This is a genomic window from Streptomyces sp. V2I9, from assembly GCF_030817475.1.
In the GTDB taxonomy this organism is placed as follows: Bacteria; Actinomycetota; Actinomycetes; order Streptomycetales; family Streptomycetaceae; genus Streptomyces.
In genome coordinates this window covers 1822744-1843733 of the sequence record NZ_JAUSZJ010000002.1, presented here as the reverse complement: position 1 = coordinate 1843733, position 20990 = coordinate 1822744, and the positions used below count along the sequence as shown (strand labels likewise).

Here is a 20990-nt window from a genome sequence, read left to right as displayed (position 1 = left end):
ACCCTGGCGCCATGCGTGCCGTACGCCTTCTGCTTAGCGAGCCGCGCTGAACAGTCCCGACCGGTGAGTACGCCTGGTCGGAGTCAGCGCGGCGTCCCCTCCTGTGCGAGGGGATTTTTCGTTTCCCGGCAGATGACGATCGATGGAGCTTTGAGGATCATGAGCGAGACGAATTCCGCTGCCGAGACGGCCGCGACGCACCGCTACACGGCGGCGATGGCTGCCGACATCGAGGCACGCTGGCAGGACTTCTGGGACGCCGAGGGGACGTACGAGGCGCCGAACCCCACCGGTGATCTGGCGGGCGACCCCGAGGAGGCCGCCAAGCCGAAGAAGTTCATCATGGACATGTTCCCGTACCCCTCGGGCGCGGGTCTGCACGTCGGACACCCGCTGGGCTACATCGCCACCGACGTCTACGCCCGCCACCAGCGGATGACCGGCCACAACGTGCTGCACACCCTCGGCTTCGACGCGTTCGGCCTGCCCGCCGAGCAGTACGCGGTCCAGACCGGCACGCACCCACGGGTCTCCACCGAGGCCAACATGGAGAACATGAAGCTCCAGCTGCGCAGGCTGGGCCTGGGGCACGACAAGCGCCGCTCCTTCGCGACGATCGACGCCGAGTACTACAAGTGGACGCAGTGGATCTTCCTGCAGATCTTCAACTCCTGGTACGACACCGAGGCCGACCGGGCCCGCCCGATCGCCGAGCTGGTCGAGCAGTTCGAGAGCGGTGCCCGCACCACCCCCGACGGCCGTGAGTGGGGGGCGCTGAGCGCCACCGAGCGCGCGGACCTGCTGAGCGAGTACCGCCTGGCGTACGCCTCCGACGCCCCGGTGAACTGGGCGCCCGGCCTGGGCACGGTCCTGGCCAACGAGGAGGTCACCGCCGACGGCCGCTCCGAGCGCGGCAACTTCCCCGTCTTCAAGGCCAAGCTGCGTCAGTGGAACATGCGCATCACCGCCTACGCCGACCGGCTGCTGAACGACCTGGACGGGCTGGACTGGCCCGAGGCCATCAAGCTGCAGCAGCGCAACTGGATCGGTCGCTCCGAGGGCGCCCGCGTCGAGTTCCCGGTGGACACCGCGGGCGGTATCACTGTCTTCACCACGCGCCAGGACACCCTGTTCGGCGCCACGTACATGGTGCTGGCACCCGAGCACGACATGGTGGAGCGGATCATTCCGGCCGCCTGGCCCGAGGGCACCCACCCGGTGTGGACCGGTGGCCACGCGAACCCGGCCGAGGCCGTCACCGCGTACCGCAAGCAGGCCGCCGCCAAGTCCGACGTCGAGCGACAGGCCGAGGCCAAGGACAAGACCGGCGTCTTCACCGGCGCGTACGCCACCAACCCCGTCAGCGGCGAGAAGGTCCCCGTCTTCATCGCGGACTACGTCCTGATGGGCTACGGCACCGGCGCGATCATGGCCGTACCGGCGCACGACGCGCGCGACTTCGCCTTCGCGCGCGCCTTCGAGCTGCCGATGCGCTGCGTCGTCCAGCCCTCCGACGACCGCGGGACCGACCCGTCCACCTGGGACGACGCCTTCAGCTCGTACGACGCGAAGCTGGTCAACTCCGCGAACGACGAGATCTCGCTGGACGGCCTGGGCGTCGTCGAGGCCAAGGCGAAGATCACCGAGTGGCTGCGGGAGCACGGCGTCGGCGAGGGCACCGTCAACTTCCGGCTGCGCGACTGGCTGTTCAGCCGGCAGCGCTACTGGGGCGAGCCCTTCCCGATCGTGTACGACGAGGACGGCATCGCCCACCCGCTGCCCGAGTCGATGCTGCCGCTGGAGCTGCCCGAGGTCGAGGACTACTCGCCGCGCACCTTCGACCCGGACGACGCGACGGCCCAGCCCGAGACCCCGCTGTCGCGCAATGCCGACTGGGTCGACGTCACGCTGGACCTGGGCGACGGACCGAAGAAGTACCGCCGCGAGACCAACACCATGCCCAACTGGGCCGGTTCCTGCTGGTACGAGCTGCGCTACCTGGACCCGACCAACAGCCGTCAGCTGGTCGACCCCGCGATCGAGCAGTACTGGATGGGCCCGCGCGAGGGGCAGCCCACCGGAGGCGTCGACCTGTACGTCGGCGGCGCCGAGCACGCCGTACTGCACCTGCTGTACGCGCGCTTCTGGTCGAAGGTGCTGTTCGACCTGGGCCACATCTCGTCCGCCGAGCCGTTCCACAAGCTGTACAACCAGGGCATGATCCAGGCGTTCGTCTACCGCGACAGCCGGGGCATCGCCGTCCCCGCCGCCGAGGTGGAGGAGCGCGACGGCGCTTTCTACCACGCGGGCGAGAAGGTCAGCCGCGTCCTGGGCAAGATGGGCAAGTCCCTGAAGAACGCGGTCACACCGGACGAGATCTGCGGCGAGTACGGTGCGGACACCCTGCGCCTCTACGAGATGGCGATGGGCCCGCTGGACGTGTCGCGTCCCTGGGACACCCGCGCCGTCGTCGGCCAGTACCGCCTGCTGCAGCGCCTGTGGCGCAACGTCGTCGACGAGGAGACCGGCCAGGTCACCGTCGTCGACACGGAGCCGGACGAGGACACGCTGCGCGCCCTGCACAAGGCCATCGACGGGGTCGGCCAGGATCTGGAGGGGATGCGGTTCAACACCGCCATCGCCAAGATCACCGAGCTGAACAACCACCTGACGAAGGCGGGCGGCCCGCTGTCGCGGTCCGTGGCCGAGCGGCTGGTCCTGCTGATCGCCCCGCTGGCCCCGCACATCGCGGAGGAGCTGTGGCGGCGGCTGGGCCACACCGAGTCGGTCGTCCACCAGGACTTCCCGGTGGCGGACCCGGCGTACGTCGTGGACGAGACCGTCACCTGTGTGGTCCAGGTCAAGGGCAAGGTCCGGGCCCGCCTGGAGGTATCGCCGTCGATCACGGACGAGGAGCTGGAGAAGCTGGCGCTGGCCGACGAGGCAGTCGTCACGGCGCTGGGCGGGGCGGGCATCCGCAAGGTGATCGTGCGCGCGCCGAAGCTGGTGAACATCGTCCCCGCGTGACGGCGGCCGGTTGACGGCCCCCGTATACGGTCAGGGCCATCCCCTACGGGCAGGTTGGGGGTTCCGAAGGAACCCTCGGCCTGCCCGTTCCGTTTACGGTGGAGGGGGCGACCGGGACCGGCGGCCGCATCGAGACACCGAGGGGCATTCATGGAAGCCGCGATCACGATCCTGGCGCTGCTCTTGGTCGCGTTCATCGCCCTGGGTGTCTACGCGACCGTGAAGGCCGTAGGCGCGGCCAAGCGCGGCATGGACCGCACGATCACCCAGGCCCGCCGCACCGTGGAGGACACCACGCTCCGGGCCAAGAGCTTCGGGCAGACGGGTGTCGCCGGCGAGCTCGCCCAGCTCCGGCTCGCCCTGCGCACCTCGATGCGGGCCACCCAGGACGCCCTGCACGCCGGAGCCGCCGAGGACGCGTCCCTGACCGAGTCGGTGGCCCTGTTCCGGAGGCTGAGCGCGCACGGCCTGGAGCTGGACGACGAGCTGAAGCGGCTGGAGCGCGAGCCGGACCGGACGACGGTGGCGAGCCTGCTCCCCAAGCTGAGGGAGCGCACGCAGCAGATCACGCACTCGGCGGAGTCGCTGCGCTGGGCGGCGCGGGACCGTGCGCGGCAGTTCGCCGACGACGATCTCGACGCGCTGAACGCCCAGATCGACATCGAGGCCGGCGCGCTGCGGCACTGGACCACGGACGAGTCCTCGCCGACGAGCGGCGGGAGGGCCGCTGCGTCGCCGGGGCAGGGACCGGGGACGGACTGGCCCGAGCCGGCCGCCACCGCCGACCCCTCGGCCGCGAACGGCAGCACGGCCGACGAGGCGTGGTCCGGTCCGGCCCGCGAGGAGAGCCCGCAGGCGATCACCGCCCCGGACCCGCGGCTGCGCACCACCTACCCCTGGCAGAAGTCCACCCGCCCGGAGACGACGAACTGACGCACGCCCCTTGGCCGGGGGACCGGTGACGGGGGTGATCACGCGCGCCGGGTCGTGTGGATGCTCCCCGGGGCCGAGTACGTGGAATGACCGCGCTCGCCGGTGGCACGGGGCGGCCACGGGTGAGCGGATACGCTCCGAAGCGGCCAGGAACGATCAGCGGGCCGGGGCCGGGCTGCCGCGCTCCCACCGTGCCAGGTAACCTCCGGCTCATGTCCCGCCATGTCGCTATCGTCACCGATTCCACGGCCTACCTGCCGCGCCCGACGATGGAACGGCACGGCATCACCGCGGTGCCGCTGACCGTCGTCCTGGGCGATCAGGCGCTGGAGGAGGGCACCGAGATCTCGGCCCGCTCGCTCGCCCAGGCTCTGCAGAAACGCCACTCCGTGACCACGTCCCGCCCCAGCCCCGCGGTCTTCGCCGAGACCTACCGGGCGGCGGCCGAGAGCGGTGCGGACGCGGTGGTGTCGCTGCACCTGTCGGCGGAGTTCTCGGGTACGTACGACGCCGCGGTGGTCGCGTCGCGGGGCGCCCCCGTACCGGTACACGTGGTGGACACCGGCATGGTCGCCATGGCGCTGGGGTTCTGCGCGCTCGCCGCGGCGGAGACCGTCGAGGCGGGCGGCGGTCCGGACGAGGCGGTGGCGGCCGCCGTGAAGCGGGCCGCGGGCACCTCGGCGTACTTCTATGTCGACACGCTCGACTACCTGCGCCGGGGCGGCCGCATCGGCACGGCCCGCGCCCTCCTGGGCTCCGCGCTGGCGGTGAAGCCGATCCTGGAACTCGACGGGGGCAGGATCGAGATGCTGGAGAAGGTACGGACGGCGTCCAGGGCCATCGCCCGCCTGGAGGAGATCGTCGCCGAGCGGGCGGGTACGGCCCCGGTGGACATCGCCGTCCACCACCTCGCCGCCCCGGAGCGTGCGGAGCGCCTGGCGGAGCGGCTGCGCGAACGCGTGCCGGGGCTGGCCGAACTCCACGTCAGCGAGGTCGGCGCGGTGATCGGGGCGCACACGGGACCGGGGCTGCTCGGCGCGGTGATCTCGCTGCGGTGATCCCGGCGCGGCGACCTCCGCGCGGTGATCCGGCGCGGCGGGGGTGGGCCGTCGTGCGTCGGGCGGGCATCGCTGTTTTCACCCGGCGGAGGGGCCGAGATATCCACAACTGCCGGGCTGTCCACAGAAATCGGTGCCGCTCAGCAGGGTCGGACGGATGTGCCTAACGTCATGAGGCATGGCCCTTCGAACCTCTCGGGCGTCGGCTCCCGGCGCTCCGATCACAGCTGTCCCGCCGTCCGCCGCGTCGTCCACCGCCGTGTTCACCTCGCCGCCCCCTACTGTGGCCACGTCTCCGTCCGCCTCCCCGGTCGCCTTTCCGGCCGGTTCCGGGGCTCCCGCCGTGGCCGCCTCCCCGTCGGCGTCGGTGGCCGGCTCCCCCGCCACCGTTCTGCCACCGCCCGACCCGCTGTACGGGCGGCGCCCCGCACGGGGAAGGCACGCGGCCGGAACGCGCCCGAACGGCCGCGCGGGGACGGGACCCGGCGTTCGTTCCGGGCCGGGACCCGGCGGGCGGCGGGCCGTGCGGCGTTCCGCCCTCGCGTCGGCTGCCGCACGTCACCGGGCGGACGCGTTGTTGGCCGGTGCGTCCGGGCTCGGGGGCGACGCCGGGCCCGGACCGGGGGCCGAACCCGTACGTGAGGCGGCGATCCTGTCCGTGCCCGCCGCAGGGGTGCGGGGGACTGCGGACGCGCCCGTGCGCGAGGCGCCACCGGAACCCGGACCCGTGCCCGAGGCCGCCGGAGAGGGCGGGACCGCGGGGGACTCCTCGAAGGCGCGCCGGATCGTGGCGGCGGTCCGGGAGCGGCTGCCCCTGTGGGTACGGCTCCGATGCGGCATGGCGCCGCGTACGCCGGTGGTGCTCGGCCTGGTGCTGCTCGTCGCGGTGGCCGTGGCGGCGGTCCACTTCTGGTCCGCGCGCCCCCAGGCCGTGCACGCCCCGGAACCGGTGGCGGACGAGGCGGCCGCGCCCGGACCGGCCCCGGACGCGTTACGGTCCGGTACTCCTGACCCGGTGCCCCGTCCGGCTGCCGGGGAGCCGCCCTCCGCAGGAGGGAGCGGGCAGATCGTCGTCGATGTGAGCGGCAAGGTGCGCCGGCCGGGGATCCGGCGGCTTCCCACGGGATCGCGGGTGGCGGACGCGCTCGACGCGGCGGGCGGTGTGCGCGCCGGCACGGACCTGACCGGGCTCAACCGGGCGCGGGTCCTCACGGACGGGGAGCAGGTCGTCGTGGGCCTTCCGCCCGGTTCGCCCCTCGCCGCCCCAGCCGGCGGAGGCGGGCTCGGGGGCGGCGGGCAGGCCGGGACGCCGGGCGGGGCCGGGCCCTCGGCGCCGCTGAGCCTGAACACGGCGACTGCGGAACAGCTCGAAACCCTGCCGGGGGTCGGACCCGTGCTGGCCCAGCACATGATCGACTACCGCACGGAGAACAACGGGTTCCGGTCCGTCGACGAACTCCGCCAGGTCGACGGGATCGGCGACCGCCGCTTCGCCGACCTCCAGCCGCTCGTACGCCCATGAGTAACCGTGAGTTCCGGCTCGGCCTCCCACGGGACGTGGAGCCGGAGAGGCGCGGCACCATCGGTGGCGCGGCCAGCGCGGTGGTGTCGGGGCCGCTCGCGGCACGGCTTCCGAGCGGCGGCCCCGGAACGCAGGGAGCACGGGGCGGTCGGGGCGGCCCGGATGTGCCCGGAGAAGCGGAAGGGAGGCAGGAGGGCCCTGCCGATCTGCGGCTCGTGCCGCCTGCGCTGGCGGTCTGGGCCGCTGCCGCGGTGGCGCTGGGACTGCCGGGGAGGTGGGCGGCGGTGGTGTCCGTCACCTGCGCGGTCTTCGGGCTCGTCCTGTTGGTGGTCGCCGTGCGCACGGGAGCCCTGCGGACCGCCCGGACGGCGAGGCGGCCGGGGAGCGCTGCCGGACGGTCCCGGCTCATCGCCGCCGGGGGAGCCGTGCTGCTGTGCGCGGCGGGAGGCGCGGCGGTGGCCGGGCTGCACGGGGCCGATGTGCGGCGTGGGCCCGTACCCGCACTGGCGCGGGAGTACGCACGGGTCGACGTCGACGTACGGGTGACGTCGGACCCCCGGACGACGCGCCCGGCGGTGCGGGGCAGTCACAGCACACCCCCTCTTCTCCTGATCGACGCCGAGACCATCCAGGTGCGGGCGGTCCGCGGCCGGACCGCCCGAGTCCGCACCCCGGTGCTGATCACGGTCCCGGCGGGCGGCCACCGGGCGGGCTGGCAGAAGCTGCTGCCGTCCACGCGGCTCCGGCTCGGCGGCCGCCTCTCCCCGCCGGCGCACGAGGGCGAACGGCTCGCGGCTGTCCTGCGGGTGGACAGCGCGGCCGCGCCCCGGATCATCGGGCCTCCGACGTGGATCCAGCGCGCGGCGGGGGAGCTGCGGGCCGGACTGCGGCAGGCGACGGACGGGCTGGACGCGGATGCGCGTGCGCTGCTGCCGGGGCTGGTGGTCGGCGACACCTCCAGAGTCCCGCCCGAACTCCACGAGGCCTTCAAGGCGACCGATCTGACACACCTTTTGAGTGTTTCAGGTGCAAATTTGTCGATCCTCCTCTTCGTCCTCGTCGGGCCGCCGGGGTCCGCGCTGACCGCGGAAAGACGGGGGCTGGCACCGGTGATCGGGCTTTCGCTGCGGGCGACCGCGGTGATCGGCGGCGCGATGACGCTCGCGTTCGTCGTCGTGTGCCGCCCGGAGCCGAGCGTGCTCCGCGCCGCCGCCTGCGGGCTCATCACGCTCCTTGCGATCGGAACGGGCCGCCGGAGATCACTGATCCCCGCGCTGGCGGCGGCGGTCCTCCTGCTGGTGCTCTACGACCCCTGGCTGGCCCGGAGTTACGGTTTCCTGCTGTCGGTCCTGGCCACCGGCGCGCTGCTGACGCTCGCACCGAGATGGAGCCTCGCGCTCCGCGCGCGACGGGTTCCGGGCAGGCTTGCCGAGGTGCTGGCCGCGGCGGCGGCCGCGCAGGCCGTGTGCGCCCCCGTGGTGGTGGTCCTGGCCTCGCGGGTCAGCCTGGTGGCGGTCCCGTGCAATCTGCTGGCGGAGTTCGCGGTGGCGCCGGCGACGGTACTCGGATTCACGGCTCTCGCCGTCGCCCCGGTCGCCCTCCCGGCGGCCGAGGTGCTGGCCCGGATCGCGAGCTGGCCGGTCGGGTGGATCGCCACGGTCGCCCGTACGGGGGCGGGGCTTCCCGGAGCGGAGGCGCAGTGGCCCGGAGGGTGGTCCGGCGCGGCGCTGCTGGCCGGTCTCACGGTGCTGCTCGTGCTCCTGGCCCCGAGGCTGGCCCGGCACCCGTGGATCTGTGCGGCCACCGGGCTGCTCCTCGTGCTGACCGTGCTGCGGCCGGTCCCCTTGACCCGGATCATGACCGGATGGCCGCCGCCCGGCTGGGCGTTCGCACTCTGCGACGTGGGGCAGGGCGACGCGATGATCCTTGCGGCAGGGAAGGGCACGGGGGTGGTCGTCGACGCCGGGCCTGATCCCCGCGCGGTCGACCGTTGCCTGCGCGACCTCGCGGTGACCAGGGTGCCGCTCGTGGTCCTGACCCACTTCCACGCCGACCACGTACGCGGGCTGCCGGGCGTTCTGCGGGGCAGGGCGGTGGGCGCGATCCAGACGACGAGCCTCGAAGAACCGCCCGAGCAGGCCGCGTTCGTGCGGCGCACGGCGGCCGAGGCGCGGGTTCCGACGGTGCGGGCCGCGGCCGGGGAGCGCCGCCGGTGGGGCCCGGTCGACTGGCGGGTCCTCTGGCCGCGTCCGGGGTCCGGGGGAGCGGGGGCAGCGGTGCGGGAGCCGAACGATTCCAGCGTCACCCTGCGCGTACGGGCGGCCGGAGGGCTGACGCTGCTCCTGCTCGGAGACCTCGAGCCCCCGGCTCAGCGGGAGTTGCTGCGGGACCGGGAGGCGTCGGGCCCGGTGGACGTTCTCAAGGTGGCCCACCACGGCTCGGCCTTCCAGGACGCCGGGCTGCTCCACACCGTACGGCCGAGGCTGGCGCTGATCTCCTGCGGCGCGGACAACCCGTACGGTCACCCGTCGCCGCGCACGGTGGGCGCTCTCGGCGCGGCCGGGGCACGGGTCCTGCGCACCGACACCGACGGGGCGATCGCGGTGACGGGCACCGGAAAGGAGCTGCGGGCGGTGGGGAGGTCGTGATCCCGGCGAAGCGGACCCCCGTTTCCCGCGGTCCGGGTGCGTGGGTCAGACGAGCCAGGCACCGTCGGCCATCAGATCGCGGTCGGGGAGTTCGTTCTCCTCACGCCAGGCGCGCAGGGAGTGAGGGGTGATGAGCAGGAACACCCAGCGGGGGCCGTCGCGCGGGTCCCAGTCGAGTTTGGCGGCGAACGCGTCGCCCAGGACGGGGGCCAGGTCCTTTCCCTCCACGACCTGTGCGTCGCCCTCGATCAGTACCACGTCGCGGGTGTGGCCGACGGTGACCCGGATCGGGCCGGTGGGGGTCACGTTGACGGCGGTCGGGTTGGTCCGCCGCGTGCACATCACCAGGGTGCCGGTGTCGTCGTCCCAGGAGAACGACAGCGGCACCAGAGTGGGGACGCCGTCCGGGGAGGCCGTCGCCACCCATGCGTCGTGGTCCCGCCGCAGACGGGTCAGGACGTCCTGTTTGCGTTGCTCCCGGCTGCGGGCGGGGTCGGGTTCGGTCATGCCCGACACGCTAGACCGCGATGATCACGCGACGCCTCGGGCCACAGCCCTCGGGCGGGGGCCCGGCGCACCTCGGACAGGAGACCTAGGTCCGTGGTGTCCGAGGTGGGGAGGGTCGCCGTGCGAGCGCGCCCGATCCCTGTCGCCGATCCCAGTAGTCGGCATCCCCATTACACCTCGTGGCATCTCAGCACAAGACCTTCCGAGGTGGTCAGTTTGCTCGAACGGCGCAATAGTGATCGAATGCATGCTCGTCGGCGGGCCGCTGATCCGACATGTCCGACAGGGACGTCCAAGAGATCCGACAAGGACGTACGCCGGTCAGAGGCCCGGAGTGCGAAGTGCCCCTGGGAGTAGGTAAGAGATGTTCGGCCGTTGGCTGGGAAACAGAGGCCAGGCGGGTGGGCGCGGTGGGGCCCTCGCGGGAGTCCAGGTGCCTCGCACCGCAGGTGTGCTCAGCTGCCGGGTGCTGGACCCGGTCAACGAACCGGTACCGCAGGCCGAGTTCGTCGTGACCGACAGCACGGGCCGCCGGGTGACGGGCGGCGAGACGGACCCCTTCGGCAGGGTTCTCGCCACGGTTCCGGCCGGGGACCACCGTCTCGCGATCACGGCCGAGGGCTTCTCCCCCTTCCACGGGGCGGTGACGGTGACCGAGGGAGCGCACGCCAACCTGGGCGATGTGACGCTCCAGGTGGCACCGCTCCCGCAACTGCCCGAACCCGGCGACTGGGACATCGAGCCGAACCACTCGCAGATCGGCTTCACCGCCCGTCACATCGGGCTCGCCCGCATCCACGGCAGGTTCAACACCTTCGCCGGGGCGGTCCGGATCGCCGACCGCATGGAGGACTCCGCCATGCACGTGATCATCGACGCCGCGTCGATCGACACCAATGTGCAGATGCGTGACGACCATCTGCGCTCCGGCGACTTCCTCGACGTCGGCCGCTATCCGACGCTGGAGTTCTACAGCGAGCGCTTCGTCCACCGGGGCGGCAGCCGCTGGGGCGTCACCGGGGCGCTGACCCTGCACGGGGTGAGCCGGACCGTGACGCTGGACACTCAGTACCTCGGTATCGGCAGTGGCCTGGAGGGCGAGACCCGCGCCGCCTGCCGGGCCACCACCGAACTGCACCGCGAGGACTTCACGCTCACCTGGCAGACCATGCTGGCGCGCGGGATCGCGGTGGTGGGGCCGAGCATCGTCATCGACCTGGACATCCAGATCGTGCCCAAGGGCTGAACCCCGGCCGGTCCGCCGGGACGCCTCTCACGGCTTCTCCAGCCAGCCTTCGTACTCCTCGGCGAACGCGTCCAGCGCGGCCGGGTCCAGGCGTCCGGCCGGATCTTCCACGACCACCAGCCACTGGGCGTCCTCGGCGTCGTCCTCGCCGGCCAGCGCGTCCCGTACGAGCTGAGGCTCCTCGCCGACCCCGAAGCGGTCCGCCAGCTCCTCGGCCACCTCCTGTGCCGCGTCTCGGTCGGGCAGCACCAGTACATGTCTCACATCGCTCACCCGGACATTCTCCGGTACGGCCCTCCGGTACGGGTGCCCGTATCCCCGGGCCGTGCCGATGGGCCGTGGCCCAGGAGCCGGCACCGAGTGGGCGGGCGGCGGGCCGCCGGGGCTGTCGGTGGGGCGTGGGATGCTGGTCGGTGATGGCCACCAGGAAGAATTCCACCGACGATCCGCTCGCTCCCCTCACCCTCGCCGTGGGCCAGGAGGACCTCCTCCTGGACCGCGCGGTGCAGCAGGTGGTGGCGGCCGCGCGCGCCGCCGACGCCGACACGGACGTCCGTGATCTGGCGTCCGACCAGTTGCAGCCGGGCACGCTCGCCGAGCTGACCAGCCCCTCGCTCTTCGCCGAGCGCAAGGTCGTGATCGTGCGCAACGCCCAGGACCTCTCGGCCGACACGGTCAAGGACGTCAAGGCGTATCTCGGCTCGCCGGTCGAGGAGATCACGCTCGTCCTGCTGCACGCGGGCGGGGCCAAGGGCAAGGGGCTGCTGGACGCGGCGCGCAAGGCGGGGGCCCGCGAGGTCGCCTGCCCGAAGACCACCAAGCCGGCCGAGCGGCTCTCGTTCGTACGGTCGGAGTTCCGGACGCACGGGCGGTCCGCGACGCCGGAGGCGTGCCAGGCGCTGGTGGACTCCATCGGCAGCGATCTGCGGGAGCTGGCGAGCGCGGTGTCCCAGCTGATCGCGGACGTCGAGGGCACGATCGACGAGGCGGTCGTCGGGCGCTACTACACCGGGCGCGCGGAAGCCTCCTCGTTCACCGTCGCCGACCGGGCCGTCGAAGGGCGCGCGGCGGAGGCGCTGGAGGCGCTGCGGTGGTCGCTGTCGACCGGGGTCCCGCCCGTGCTGATCACCAGTGCGCTGGCGCAGGGGGTGCGGGCGATCGGGAAGCTGTCGTCGGCCCGCGGCGGCCGACCCGCCGACCTGGCTCGGGAGCTGGGCATGCCGCCGTGGAAGATCGACCGGGTGCGTCAGCAGATGCGGGGATGGACGCCGGACGGGGTCGCGGTGGCCCTGCGGGCGGTGGCGGCGGCGGACGCCGGGGTGAAGGGCGGCGGGGACGACCCCGAGTACGCGCTGGAGAAGGCCGTCGTGACGATCGCCCGCGCCGCGCGCGCGGGGCGGTAGTCCCGCCGGGCAGCCCTGCCGGACAGTCCCGTCGAGTGGTCCCACCAGGCGGTCCCCTCGGGCAGTCCCGGTGAACGACCCCTACGGGGGCGGGGCGGGCGGTACCGCCTACAGGCCGCGCGCCCCTGCCTCCGCCCCCTGCTTTCCCCCCCCGGGACCCACGGAAGCCCCCGGGACACCCGGAAGCCCCGGCCCCGAGCTGGGGAGCTCGGGGCCGGGGCTTCCGGGTCATGCTCTGGGTGCGCCGCACCCGCGTGGCGAACGCAGGTTCGGTGTGCGGCGCGGGGGCCGGGCAGGGGCGGGAGAGAGGGCCCGCTGGTCCGTTCCGGCGTTCACATCAGTGAGCTTCGGGAAGAAGCTCAGGCCTGCAGGGAGCCAACCTTGGACGCCAGCGCCGACTTCTTGTTGGCGGCGGCGTTCTTGTGGATGACACCCTTCGAGACAGCCTTGTCGAGCTGACGGGAGGCGTCGCGAGCGGCCGTGGTGGCCTTCTCGACGTCACCGGCTGCGACGGCCTCGCGGGCCTTGCGGATCGCGGTCTTGAGCGACGACTTGACGGCCTTGTTGCGCAGGCGCGCCTTCTCGTTGGTCTTGTTCCGCTTGATCTGGGACTTGATGTTCGCCACGAATAGAGCCTTTTCAGGTTCGTTGGATCTTCCAGGTGAGCCCCGCCGCTCGTGAGAGCCACGAGGCACAGCTGTCCACGGTAGCAGTCACCCTTCGACCGGCCCAAACCGGTCGCCGCCCCGCAGGCGTGGGACGATGGAGCCTACGTATCGATCCGACCGACCCGACATCGACCCGAGACACGGCGTTCGGCGTCTCAAGAATCAGGACCCTGCGTGCCCGCGACTCCTTCCAACGTGCCCGAGCCGAGCCGTACCGACCCGGCGCTGATCCGCAACTTCTGCATCATCGCGCACATCGACCACGGCAAGTCGACCCTTGCCGACCGGATGCTTCAGCTGACCGGAGTGGTCGACCAGCGGCAGATGCGTGCTCAGTACCTCGACCGGATGGACATCGAGCGCGAGCGCGGCATCACCATCAAGTCCCAGGCGGTCCGGCTGCCCTGGGCGCCCACCGAGGGCGAGGACAAGGGTCGGACCCACGTCCTCAACATGATCGACACTCCGGGACACGTGGACTTCACGTACGAGGTCTCGCGCTCGCTCGCCGCCTGCGAGGGCACGCTCCTGCTGGTCGACGCCGCGCAGGGCATCGAGGCCCAGACGCTGGCCAACCTCTACCTCGCGATGGAGAACGACCTCACCATCGTCCCGGTGCTCAACAAGATCGACCTCCCCGCCGCGCAGCCGGAGAAGTTCTCCGAGGAGCTGGCCAACCTCATCGGCTGCCAGCCCGAGGACGTGCTCAAGGTCTCCGCCAAGACCGGCGTCGGCGTGGACGCGCTGCTCGACCGGGTTGTACGGGACGTGCCGGCCCCGGTCGGCGTCGCGGACGCCCCCGCCCGCGCGATGATCTTCGACTCGGTCTACGACTCGTACCGCGGCGTCGTCACCTACGTCCGTGTCGTGGACGGCCAGCTCAACAAGCGCGAGCGCATCAGGATGATGTCGACCGGCGCCACCCACGAGCTGCTGGAGATCGGGGTGTCCTCCCCGGAGATGACCCCGGCCGACGGCATCGGCGTGGGCGAGGTCGGCTACATCATCACCGGTGTGAAGGACGTCCGGCAGTCCAAGGTCGGTGACACGATCACCTCCCTGCACAACGGGGCGACCGAGGCGCTGGGCGGCTACAAGGACCCGAAGCCGATGGTGTTCTCGGGGCTCTACCCGCTGGACGGCTCCGACTACCCGGACCTGCGTGAGGCGCTCGACAAGCTCCAGCTCAACGACGCCGCCCTGGTCTACGAGCCGGAGACCTCCGCCGCGCTCGGCTTCGGCTTCCGCGTCGGCTTCCTCGGCCTGCTCCACCTCGACGTGGTCCGTGAGCGGCTGGAGCGCGAGTTCGGGCTCGACCTGATCGCCACCGCCCCCAACGTGGTCTACCGCGTCGAGATGGAGGACGGCACCGAGCACGTCGTCACCAACCCGAGCGAGTTCCCCGAGGGCAAGATCGACAAGGTGCACGAGCCGGTCGTCCGCGCCACGGTGCTGGCCCCCAGCGAGTTCATCGGCGCGATCATGGAGCTGTGCCAGGGCCGTCGCGGCACCCTGCTCGGCATGGACTACCTCTCCGAGGACCGGGTCGAGATCCGCTACACCCTGCCCCTCGCGGAGATCGTCTTCGACTTCTTCGACCAGCTGAAGTCCAAGACCCGCGGGTACGCCTCCCTCGACTACGAGCCCACCGGCGAGCAGACGGCCGACCTTGTGAAGGTCGACATCCTGCTGCACGGCGACAAGGTGGACGCGTTCTCCGCGGTCACCCACAAGGACAAGGCGTACGCGTACGGTGTCCGGCTCGTCGCCAAGCTGCAGAAGCTCATCCCGCGCCAGAACTTCGAGGTGCCGATCCAGGCGGCCATCGGCGCTCGGGTCATCGCCCGCGAGACCGTCCGCGCCATCCGCAAGGACGTCCTCGCCAAGTGCTACGGCGGTGACATCTCCCGTAAGCGGAAGCTGCTGGAGAAGCAGAAGGAAGGCAAGAAGCGGATGAAGATGGTCGGCAACGTGGAGGTGCCGCAGGACGCGTTCATCTCCGTCCTGTCGACCGACGAGTCCGCGGGGGAGTCCAAGGGCAAGAAGTAGCCCGACGCGGGCCGGGGCGGGAAACGGCCCGCCGCGGGTCGGGCCGAAAGGTGGCCCGACCCGCGCCGGGCCGAGAAGGAGCCCGCCGCAGCGCTTCAGCCGCCGTCCCCGACATGCCTGTGCCCCGCCTCCCGGCGGTCCCGAGGGCCCCCACTCCGCAGCGCCGCGCGGGGTGGGGGCCCTCCGCCGTCGGCCCCTTCGCCGGGCACCGCTCGCGCCTCTTCGCCGTGGGGCGTCCGGCCCCGAGCCCCTTCGCCGTGGTCCCTTTCGTTATGAAGCGGCGGCCCGCTGCCTCTTACATGGCGGACACGCGCGCTTTACTCTGATCACGTCTTGATGGTTACTGGTCAGTTAAACAAGCCGAACACGCAGGTTGAGCAGCAGGACGAGAACAGCGAGAGCAGCGAGCCGCAGCAGGCAGCAGGACGAGAGCCGCCGGCCGCTGTACCAAAGAAGCCGGTCGTAGCATTGCCGCAGGCCCGGAGGACGTCGTGAGCGACACACAGACCTTGATCGATAACCGGCCGCCCTCCGTGGCGTCCCTTTTCATCGACCGCGTGGCGGCTACCCCCGCCGGGGAGGCGTACCGCTATCCGGTGCCGTCGGCCTCGGGCGAGGGGCCCGACGACTGGAAGTCCCTGAGCTGGGGCCAGGCCGCTGAGCGGGTCTTCGCCATCGCCGCCGGGCTCATCGCGCTCGGCGTGCGGCCGGAGGAGCGGGTCGCCCTCTCCTCGGCCACCCGCGTGGAGTGGATCCTCACCGACCTCGGGGTGATGTGCGCGGGTGCCGCGACCACCACGATCTACCCGTCGACGAACGCCGAGGAGTCCGCGTTCATCCTGTCCGACTCCGAGAGCCGGGTCCTCGTCGCCGAGGACGCCGAGCAGCTGGCCAAGGCGCGGGAGACCCGCGCGGACCTGCCGAACCTGGCCCATGTCGTGGTCATCGACCCGACCGGGGTCGAGCCCGCCGAGGGCGACCCCGAGGGCTGGATCCTCACCCTCGCCGACCTGGAGGCGCGGGGCAACGAGCTGCTCGCCAAGGACCCGGACGCGGTCACCGAGCGGGTCGCCGCGATCACCGCCGACCAGCTCGCCACCCTGATCTACACCTCGGGCACCACCGGCCGCCCCAAGGGCGTACGGCTGCCGCACGACAACTGGTCGTACATGGCCAAGGCCACCGTGTCGACCGGGCTGATCACCGCCGAGGACGTCCAGTACCTCTGGCTGCCGCTCGCCCACGTCTTCGGCAAGGTCCTCACCTCGGGCCAGATCGAGGTCGGCCACGTCACCGCCGTCGACGGCCGGATCGACAAGATCATCGAGAACCTGCCGGTCGTCCAGCCGACCTACATGGCCGCCGTGCCCCGGATCTTCGAGAAGGTCTACAACGGGGTCGCCTCCAAGGCCCGTGCGGGCGGCGGCGCCAAGTACAAGATCTTCCAGTGGGCGGCCGGGGTGGCCCGCGAGTACGCCAAGGTCTCCCAGGACAACTTCCGCCGTACCGGCAACGCGTCCGTGCCCTTCGCGCTCGGCGCCAAGCACAAGATCGCGGACGCGCTCGTCTTCTCCAAGATCCGTGACGCCTTCGGCGGCCGGCTGCGCGCCTGCATCTCCGGCTCCGCCGCCCTCGCGCCCGACATCGGCTACTTCTTCGCGGGCGCCGGTGTCCACATCCTGGAGGGCTACGGCCTCACCGAGTCCAGCGCCGCCTCCTTCGTCAACCCGGGCGAGGCCTACCGCACCGGCACGGTCGGCAAGCCGCTCCCCGGCACCGAGGTGCGGATCGCGGACGACGGCGAGATCCTGCTGCGCGGCCCCGGCATCATGCAGGGCTACCACAAGCTGGCCGACAAGACCGAGGAGGTCCTGGAGTCGGACGGCTGGTTCCACACCGGTGACATCGGCGAGCTGTCGGCCGACGGGTACCTCCGCATCACCGACCGCAAGAAGGACCTGATCAAGACGTCCGGCGGCAAGTACGTCGCCCCGGCGGAGGTGGAGGGGCAGTTCAAGGCGGTCTGTCCGTTCGTCTCCAACATCCTGGTCCACGGCGCGGACCGTAACTTCTGCACCGCGCTCATCGCGCTCGACGGCCCCACGCTCCTCGGCTGGGCCGCCGAGAACGGCCTGGAGGGCAAGTCGTACGCGGAGGTCGTCGCGGCCCCGCAGACGGTCGAGCTGATCGACGGCTACGTCAAGCAGCTCAACGAGGGCCTCCAGCGCTGGCAGACGATCAAGAAGTTCCGCCTCCTGCCGCGCGACCTGGACGTCGAGCACGGCGAGCTGACCCCCAGCCTCAAGCTGAAGCGGCCGGTCGTCGAGCGCGAGTACCGGGGGCTCATCGACGAGATGTACGCGGGCTCGCGCGAGGCCTAGCGGCTGCTCGCGCGAACCGTCCGGGGGCTCGGCCCCGGACGGCCACGGGCGGGGTGTCCGGACCCTTCGGGGGCCGGGGCCCCGCCCGTTGTGCGACCTGCCCCGGTACACGCCCCGCCGCCCTCGCGCGCGCGTGGGGGCGGGCTTCACCCGTCGGGCAGGACGAGGAAGACCTCGGAGAATGTGAGGCCGCGCCGGTCGGTCGTCACCCCGCACGGGCAGCCCGGGGTCACCGGACACCCGTCGCAGAGCACGGTCCACGGTCCGTCCGCGTTCGCGCACCCGGCGCAGCGGAACGTGTCGGCCGTCCCCACGTCGCGGGCGGGCTTCCCGTAGTGCCGGAACCGGCCCGCGTACCGCAGGGGCAGGGGAACGGCCGGGGGTGGTGCGAGCCGGTTCCGGGCGGGGCCGGAACCTCCGTCAGGCGGACGCCGGCCGGCGGCTGTCCGCCCCGTACGCGGTCGGCGGGCGGGCCGGTCACGGGCGCTCGGGCGGGGGGTCTCCACCGGCGCGGCGCGGTCTCGGGCCGCCGCCCCCGGCCCGGTCGCGGTGGGGCGAGGAGGCGGTCACCGGGACGACGCGGCGGTACACGGACCAGCGCACATGCTCGTCCGCGACGGCGGCCTCGGCATCCATGTCGATGATGGCGGCCCCCCGCGAGCAGCCCCGCCACGTCGGAGCGCAAGGTCATCGCTCGATCCCTTCCTGCCGGTCCGGACCCGGCATCGCGCGGACGGCCTCCGCCGGTCCGGCCACGTACGGGAAGCTCGTGGTGGCGTGCCTCCGTGAAGTGATCACGGTGACGGGTCCGTGCCGGGCCACGTGGTCGGCGGCGGGCGCGGTGTCACCGCCCGGTCGCCCCGAGGGCCCGGCCGGCGGTCTCGAAGAGGTGTTCCGCCTGCTTCGGCGCCTCGCGGAGGTGGCCGAAGTACTCCGTTTCCGCCGTTCCGGTGAGTACCGCCAGCAGGAAGGCCAGGCACCCCGTCTCGTGGTGTTCCCACAGGGGGCCGCGCCCCTCGTGGTGGAGCACGGTCCACGCGTCCGGGTGCCGGCCGGGCCGCACGAGCCAGTACAGGAACGCCCCGGTGCCCTCCTCGAACGCCCACGGCAGGACCCTCGCCCCCGCCTCCCGCAACCCGGCGGGCCTCTCCTCGAACTTCCACAACCCGGCCAGGATCTCCTCCCGTTCCGCGGTCTGCGCGTGCAGATCGCAGTCGTCGTGGGCGGAGTCCGGGACGAGCAGCCAGATCGTCTCGTCGAAGACGCCGTCGCCGTACGTCTCGACGAGCCGCTTGTAGTCGGCCGGAAGCGCCGTACCGAGCGCCGACTCGGCACGCGCCCAGTCCACGGCGGGCGGCGGGTCGGCCGGTGGCCGGCAGAGGCGGACGAGCGTGTCGAGGGCGATCATGGAAGGGGACGCTACCGCCTCGGCCGCGAGGGGGCAGCGGTGGGAACGCCCTCAATTTTCCGCTCACTTCGGTGACTCGACGCTTACGGGCGCCGCCCGTCTGTCACCCTGGCGGTGTCGTCGGACCGTAGGAGCCGTACCGTGGCGCCCATTCCCTTGCAGCGGGACACCGTGCAGCGTCCCGGCACCGGCCGGGCCGGGCACGCGCCCGGTCCGCGCCCCGCCCGCCGCACCAGCCTGCCCGGCATACCGCTCACCCCGGCCGCCGCCCGGCGGTTCGTGCGGGCCGCGCTCGCGGAGTGGACCGCGCTGGGGGCGCCCGCCGCCGTCGGCTTCAGCGACCGGCTCGCCGACGACGCCGTGACCGTCACCAACGAGCTGGTCACCAACGCCGTCGTGCACGCCGGGACCACCGTCGACCTGGTCATCGCGCTGGAGGAGGAAGACGGCGACGGACCGGCCGCCGCCCTCGTCCTGGAGGTCACCGACCACCACCCGGCCCGCCCCGTCGGCGGCGACGACCCCGCGCCGGAGCCCGCGTCCACCGGGCCGGCCGCCGGGGAGCTGCCCGACCCCGCCGAGTACGGGCGCGGCCTCCAGCTCGTCGCCACCCTCGCCGACTCCTGGGGCATCACCTACCGCACCGGCCGCAAGACGGTCTGGGCCCGGCTCCCCGTCGACGACTGGAGCGCCCCGCCCACCCCGCCCGACCGGGATGCCCTCCGGCGCGGCCTGCGCGCCGCCGAACCCCTCGCCCCCGCCCCCCGGCGCACCGAACGCGACGACGCCGTCTGGGACGGCCGGGACGCCCCGGCCTTCCTCGCCGAGGCGTCCGACCTGCTCGCCGGGCAGCTCGACGAGGACCTGGTGGCCGCCATAGCGGGCCAGCTCCTGGTGCCCCGGCTGGCCGACTGGTGCGCGATCTGGCTGGAGACCGAGGGCGGGGGACCGGCCGCCGAACCCCGCCTCGCCCGCGTCCGGCACAGCGACGAGACCGGCGCCGAGGCCCTGCGCGCCGCCCTGGAGGCGGCTCCTCTCAAGCTCCCCGCCGCGCTGGGCGCGGGCCCGGTGCCGGTGCCGGTGCCCTGGCCCGTCCTCCGGAGCGACGGGGGCGGGGGAGACGCCGTCCCGCACCCCGAGTGCCCGGACGGGGCCGCGCTGGCGTTCCGGATCACCGCAGGGGACCGGGTGCTCGGCACCGTCCTCGTCGGACGGGAGGGCGCCGCCCGGATGCCCGAGGCCGTCGCTTCGCTCATCGAGGACTTCGTCCGCCGGCTCGGTCTCGCCGTGGGCGCCGCCCGCGCCTACACCCGGCAGGCCACCATCAGTCGCATCCTCCAGCGCGGGCTGCTCCCCAGCAAGGTCGCCGAGATCCCCGGTGTCACCAGCGCCCTGGTCTACGAACCGAGCGACGACGGCGTGGTCGGCGGTGACTTCTACGACATCTTCCCCTGCCCCGGCGACCGCTGGTGCTTCGTCCTCGGCGACGTCCAGGGTTCCGGACCCGAGGCCGCCGTCGTCACCGGCCTCGCCCGCCCCTGGCTGCGGCTGCTCTCCCGCGAGGGCTTCGGCGTGGGGGAGGTCCTGGACCGGCTCAACCGGCTGCTCCTCGACGACGCGATGGAGGCCGCCGAGGCCGCCGCCCTGATGGTCGCCGCCGCCGGGGGCGGGCAGCTCCACGACGGCACCCAGGCGCGGTTCCTCTCCCTGCTGTACGGGGAGGTCGTGCCGCTCCCCGGCGGCGGGGTCCGCTGCACGGTGGCCAGCGCCGGGCACCCGCTGCCGCTGCTGCTGCGCCCCGACGGTTCCGTACGCCCGGCCGCCGAGCCCCAGGTGCTGCTCGGGGTCGTCGAGGACGTGGCGTACGAGAGCCAGGTCTTCGACCTCGCGCCAGGCGACACCCTGCTCTGCGTCACCGACGGGGTCACCGAGCGGCGGTCGGGCCCGCTGATGTTCGACGACGGGGACGGGCTGGCCCGCCTACTGGCCGGGTGCGCCGGACTGCCCGCCGACGCGACCGCCGAACGGCTCCGGCGGGCCGTCCACGCGTTCGCCGAACAGCCCCCGGACGACGACATGGCGCTGCTGGTCCTGCACGCGGAGTGAGCGGCGCACCGCGCCCGCGCGACGGGCGACAATG

15 protein-coding genes are annotated in these 20990 nt (G+C 72.8%); 10 read left to right on the top strand and 5 right to left on the bottom strand.

All coding sequences use genetic code 11. The features are described 5' to 3' along the window. The first annotated feature begins 159 nt into the window (after positions 1–159). The 5 genes from leuS to QFZ71_RS08265 all read left to right on the top strand — a co-directional run bounded on the left by leuS (position 160) and on the right by QFZ71_RS08265 (position 9188). On the top strand, positions 160–3027 hold the full coding sequence (gene leuS / locus QFZ71_RS08285) for a leucine--tRNA ligase (protein WP_307667614.1): 2868 nt from the start codon (positions 160–162) through the stop codon (positions 3025–3027). A 150-nt stretch (positions 3028–3177) separates the two neighbouring features. Continuing rightward, entirely contained in the window at positions 3178–3960 is a 783-nt protein-coding gene (locus QFZ71_RS08280; RefSeq protein ID WP_307667613.1) for a hypothetical protein, read from the top strand. A 212-nt stretch (positions 3961–4172) separates the two neighbouring features. After that, positions 4173–5018, top strand: coding sequence for a DegV family protein (locus QFZ71_RS08275; RefSeq protein ID WP_307667612.1), 846 nt, complete (start codon positions 4173–4175; stop codon positions 5016–5018). 577 nt (positions 5019–5595) lie between these two features. Next, positions 5596–6540: a ComEA family DNA-binding protein gene (locus QFZ71_RS08270; protein WP_307667611.1), complete on the top strand. Its 945-nt coding sequence runs from the start codon at positions 5596–5598 to the stop codon at positions 6538–6540. After that, complete coding sequence (locus tag QFZ71_RS08265; RefSeq protein ID WP_307667610.1) at positions 6537–9188, top strand: ComEC/Rec2 family competence protein; 2652 nt, start codon at positions 6537–6539, stop codon at positions 9186–9188. The genes QFZ71_RS08270 and QFZ71_RS08265 overlap by 4 nt, the downstream gene beginning before the upstream one ends. 45 nt (positions 9189–9233) lie before the next feature. On the opposite strand, the gene QFZ71_RS08260 is transcribed toward QFZ71_RS08265, so the two are convergent. Then, positions 9234–9695: a pyridoxamine 5'-phosphate oxidase family protein gene (locus QFZ71_RS08260; RefSeq protein ID WP_307667609.1), complete on the bottom strand. Its 462-nt coding sequence runs from the start codon at positions 9693–9695 to the stop codon at positions 9234–9236. Positions 9696–10059: 364 nt separating this feature from the next. On the opposite strand from QFZ71_RS08260, the gene QFZ71_RS08255 reads away from it, so the two are divergent. Beyond that, complete coding sequence (locus tag QFZ71_RS08255) at positions 10060–10941, top strand: YceI family protein (RefSeq protein WP_307667608.1); 882 nt, start codon at positions 10060–10062, stop codon at positions 10939–10941. Positions 10942–10968: 27 nt separating this feature from the next. On the opposite strand, the gene QFZ71_RS08250 is transcribed toward QFZ71_RS08255, so the two are convergent. Next, entirely contained in the window at positions 10969–11214 is a 246-nt protein-coding gene (locus QFZ71_RS08250) for a hypothetical protein (RefSeq protein ID WP_307667607.1), read from the bottom strand. Between the two features lie 143 nt (positions 11215–11357). Here QFZ71_RS08250 and holA point away from each other — a divergent pair, with 143 nt between their 5' ends. Next, positions 11358–12344, top strand: coding sequence for a DNA polymerase III subunit delta (gene holA, locus QFZ71_RS08245; protein ID WP_307667606.1), 987 nt, complete (start codon positions 11358–11360; stop codon positions 12342–12344). A 359-nt stretch (positions 12345–12703) separates the two neighbouring features. Here holA and rpsT read toward each other — a convergent pair whose 3' ends face one another. Then, positions 12704–12970 carry a 30S ribosomal protein S20 gene (gene rpsT, locus QFZ71_RS08240; RefSeq protein WP_307667605.1) on the bottom strand — a complete coding sequence of 89 codons (267 nt, stop codon included), beginning with the start codon at positions 12968–12970 and terminating at the stop codon, positions 12704–12706. Positions 12971–13186: 216 nt separating this feature from the next. On the opposite strand from rpsT, the gene lepA reads away from it, so the two are divergent. Both lepA and QFZ71_RS08230 read left to right on the top strand, forming a co-directional pair. Continuing rightward, positions 13187–15061: a translation elongation factor 4 gene (lepA, locus tag QFZ71_RS08235; RefSeq protein ID WP_307667604.1), complete on the top strand. Its 1875-nt coding sequence runs from the start codon at positions 13187–13189 to the stop codon at positions 15059–15061. Between the two features lie 491 nt (positions 15062–15552). Further along, positions 15553–17442 (top strand): long-chain fatty acid--CoA ligase, encoded by a 1890-nt coding sequence (locus QFZ71_RS08230; protein ID WP_307667603.1) that lies wholly within the window; start codon positions 15553–15555, stop codon positions 17440–17442. 477 nt (positions 17443–17919) lie between these two features. Here the strand turns inward: QFZ71_RS08230 and QFZ71_RS08225 are convergent, their stop codons facing one another. Both QFZ71_RS08225 and QFZ71_RS08220 read right to left on the bottom strand, forming a co-directional pair. After that, complete coding sequence (locus tag QFZ71_RS08225) at positions 17920–18078, bottom strand: hypothetical protein (protein ID WP_307667602.1); 159 nt, start codon at positions 18076–18078, stop codon at positions 17920–17922. Between the two features lie 208 nt (positions 18079–18286). Continuing rightward, positions 18287–18850: a hypothetical protein gene (locus QFZ71_RS08220; protein ID WP_307667601.1), complete on the bottom strand. Its 564-nt coding sequence runs from the start codon at positions 18848–18850 to the stop codon at positions 18287–18289. A 141-nt stretch (positions 18851–18991) separates the two neighbouring features. Here QFZ71_RS08220 and QFZ71_RS08215 point away from each other — a divergent pair, with 141 nt between their 5' ends. Then, positions 18992–20956 (top strand): ATP-binding SpoIIE family protein phosphatase, encoded by a 1965-nt coding sequence (locus tag QFZ71_RS08215; RefSeq protein ID WP_307667600.1) that lies wholly within the window; start codon positions 18992–18994, stop codon positions 20954–20956. Positions 20957–20990 lie beyond the last annotated feature (34 nt).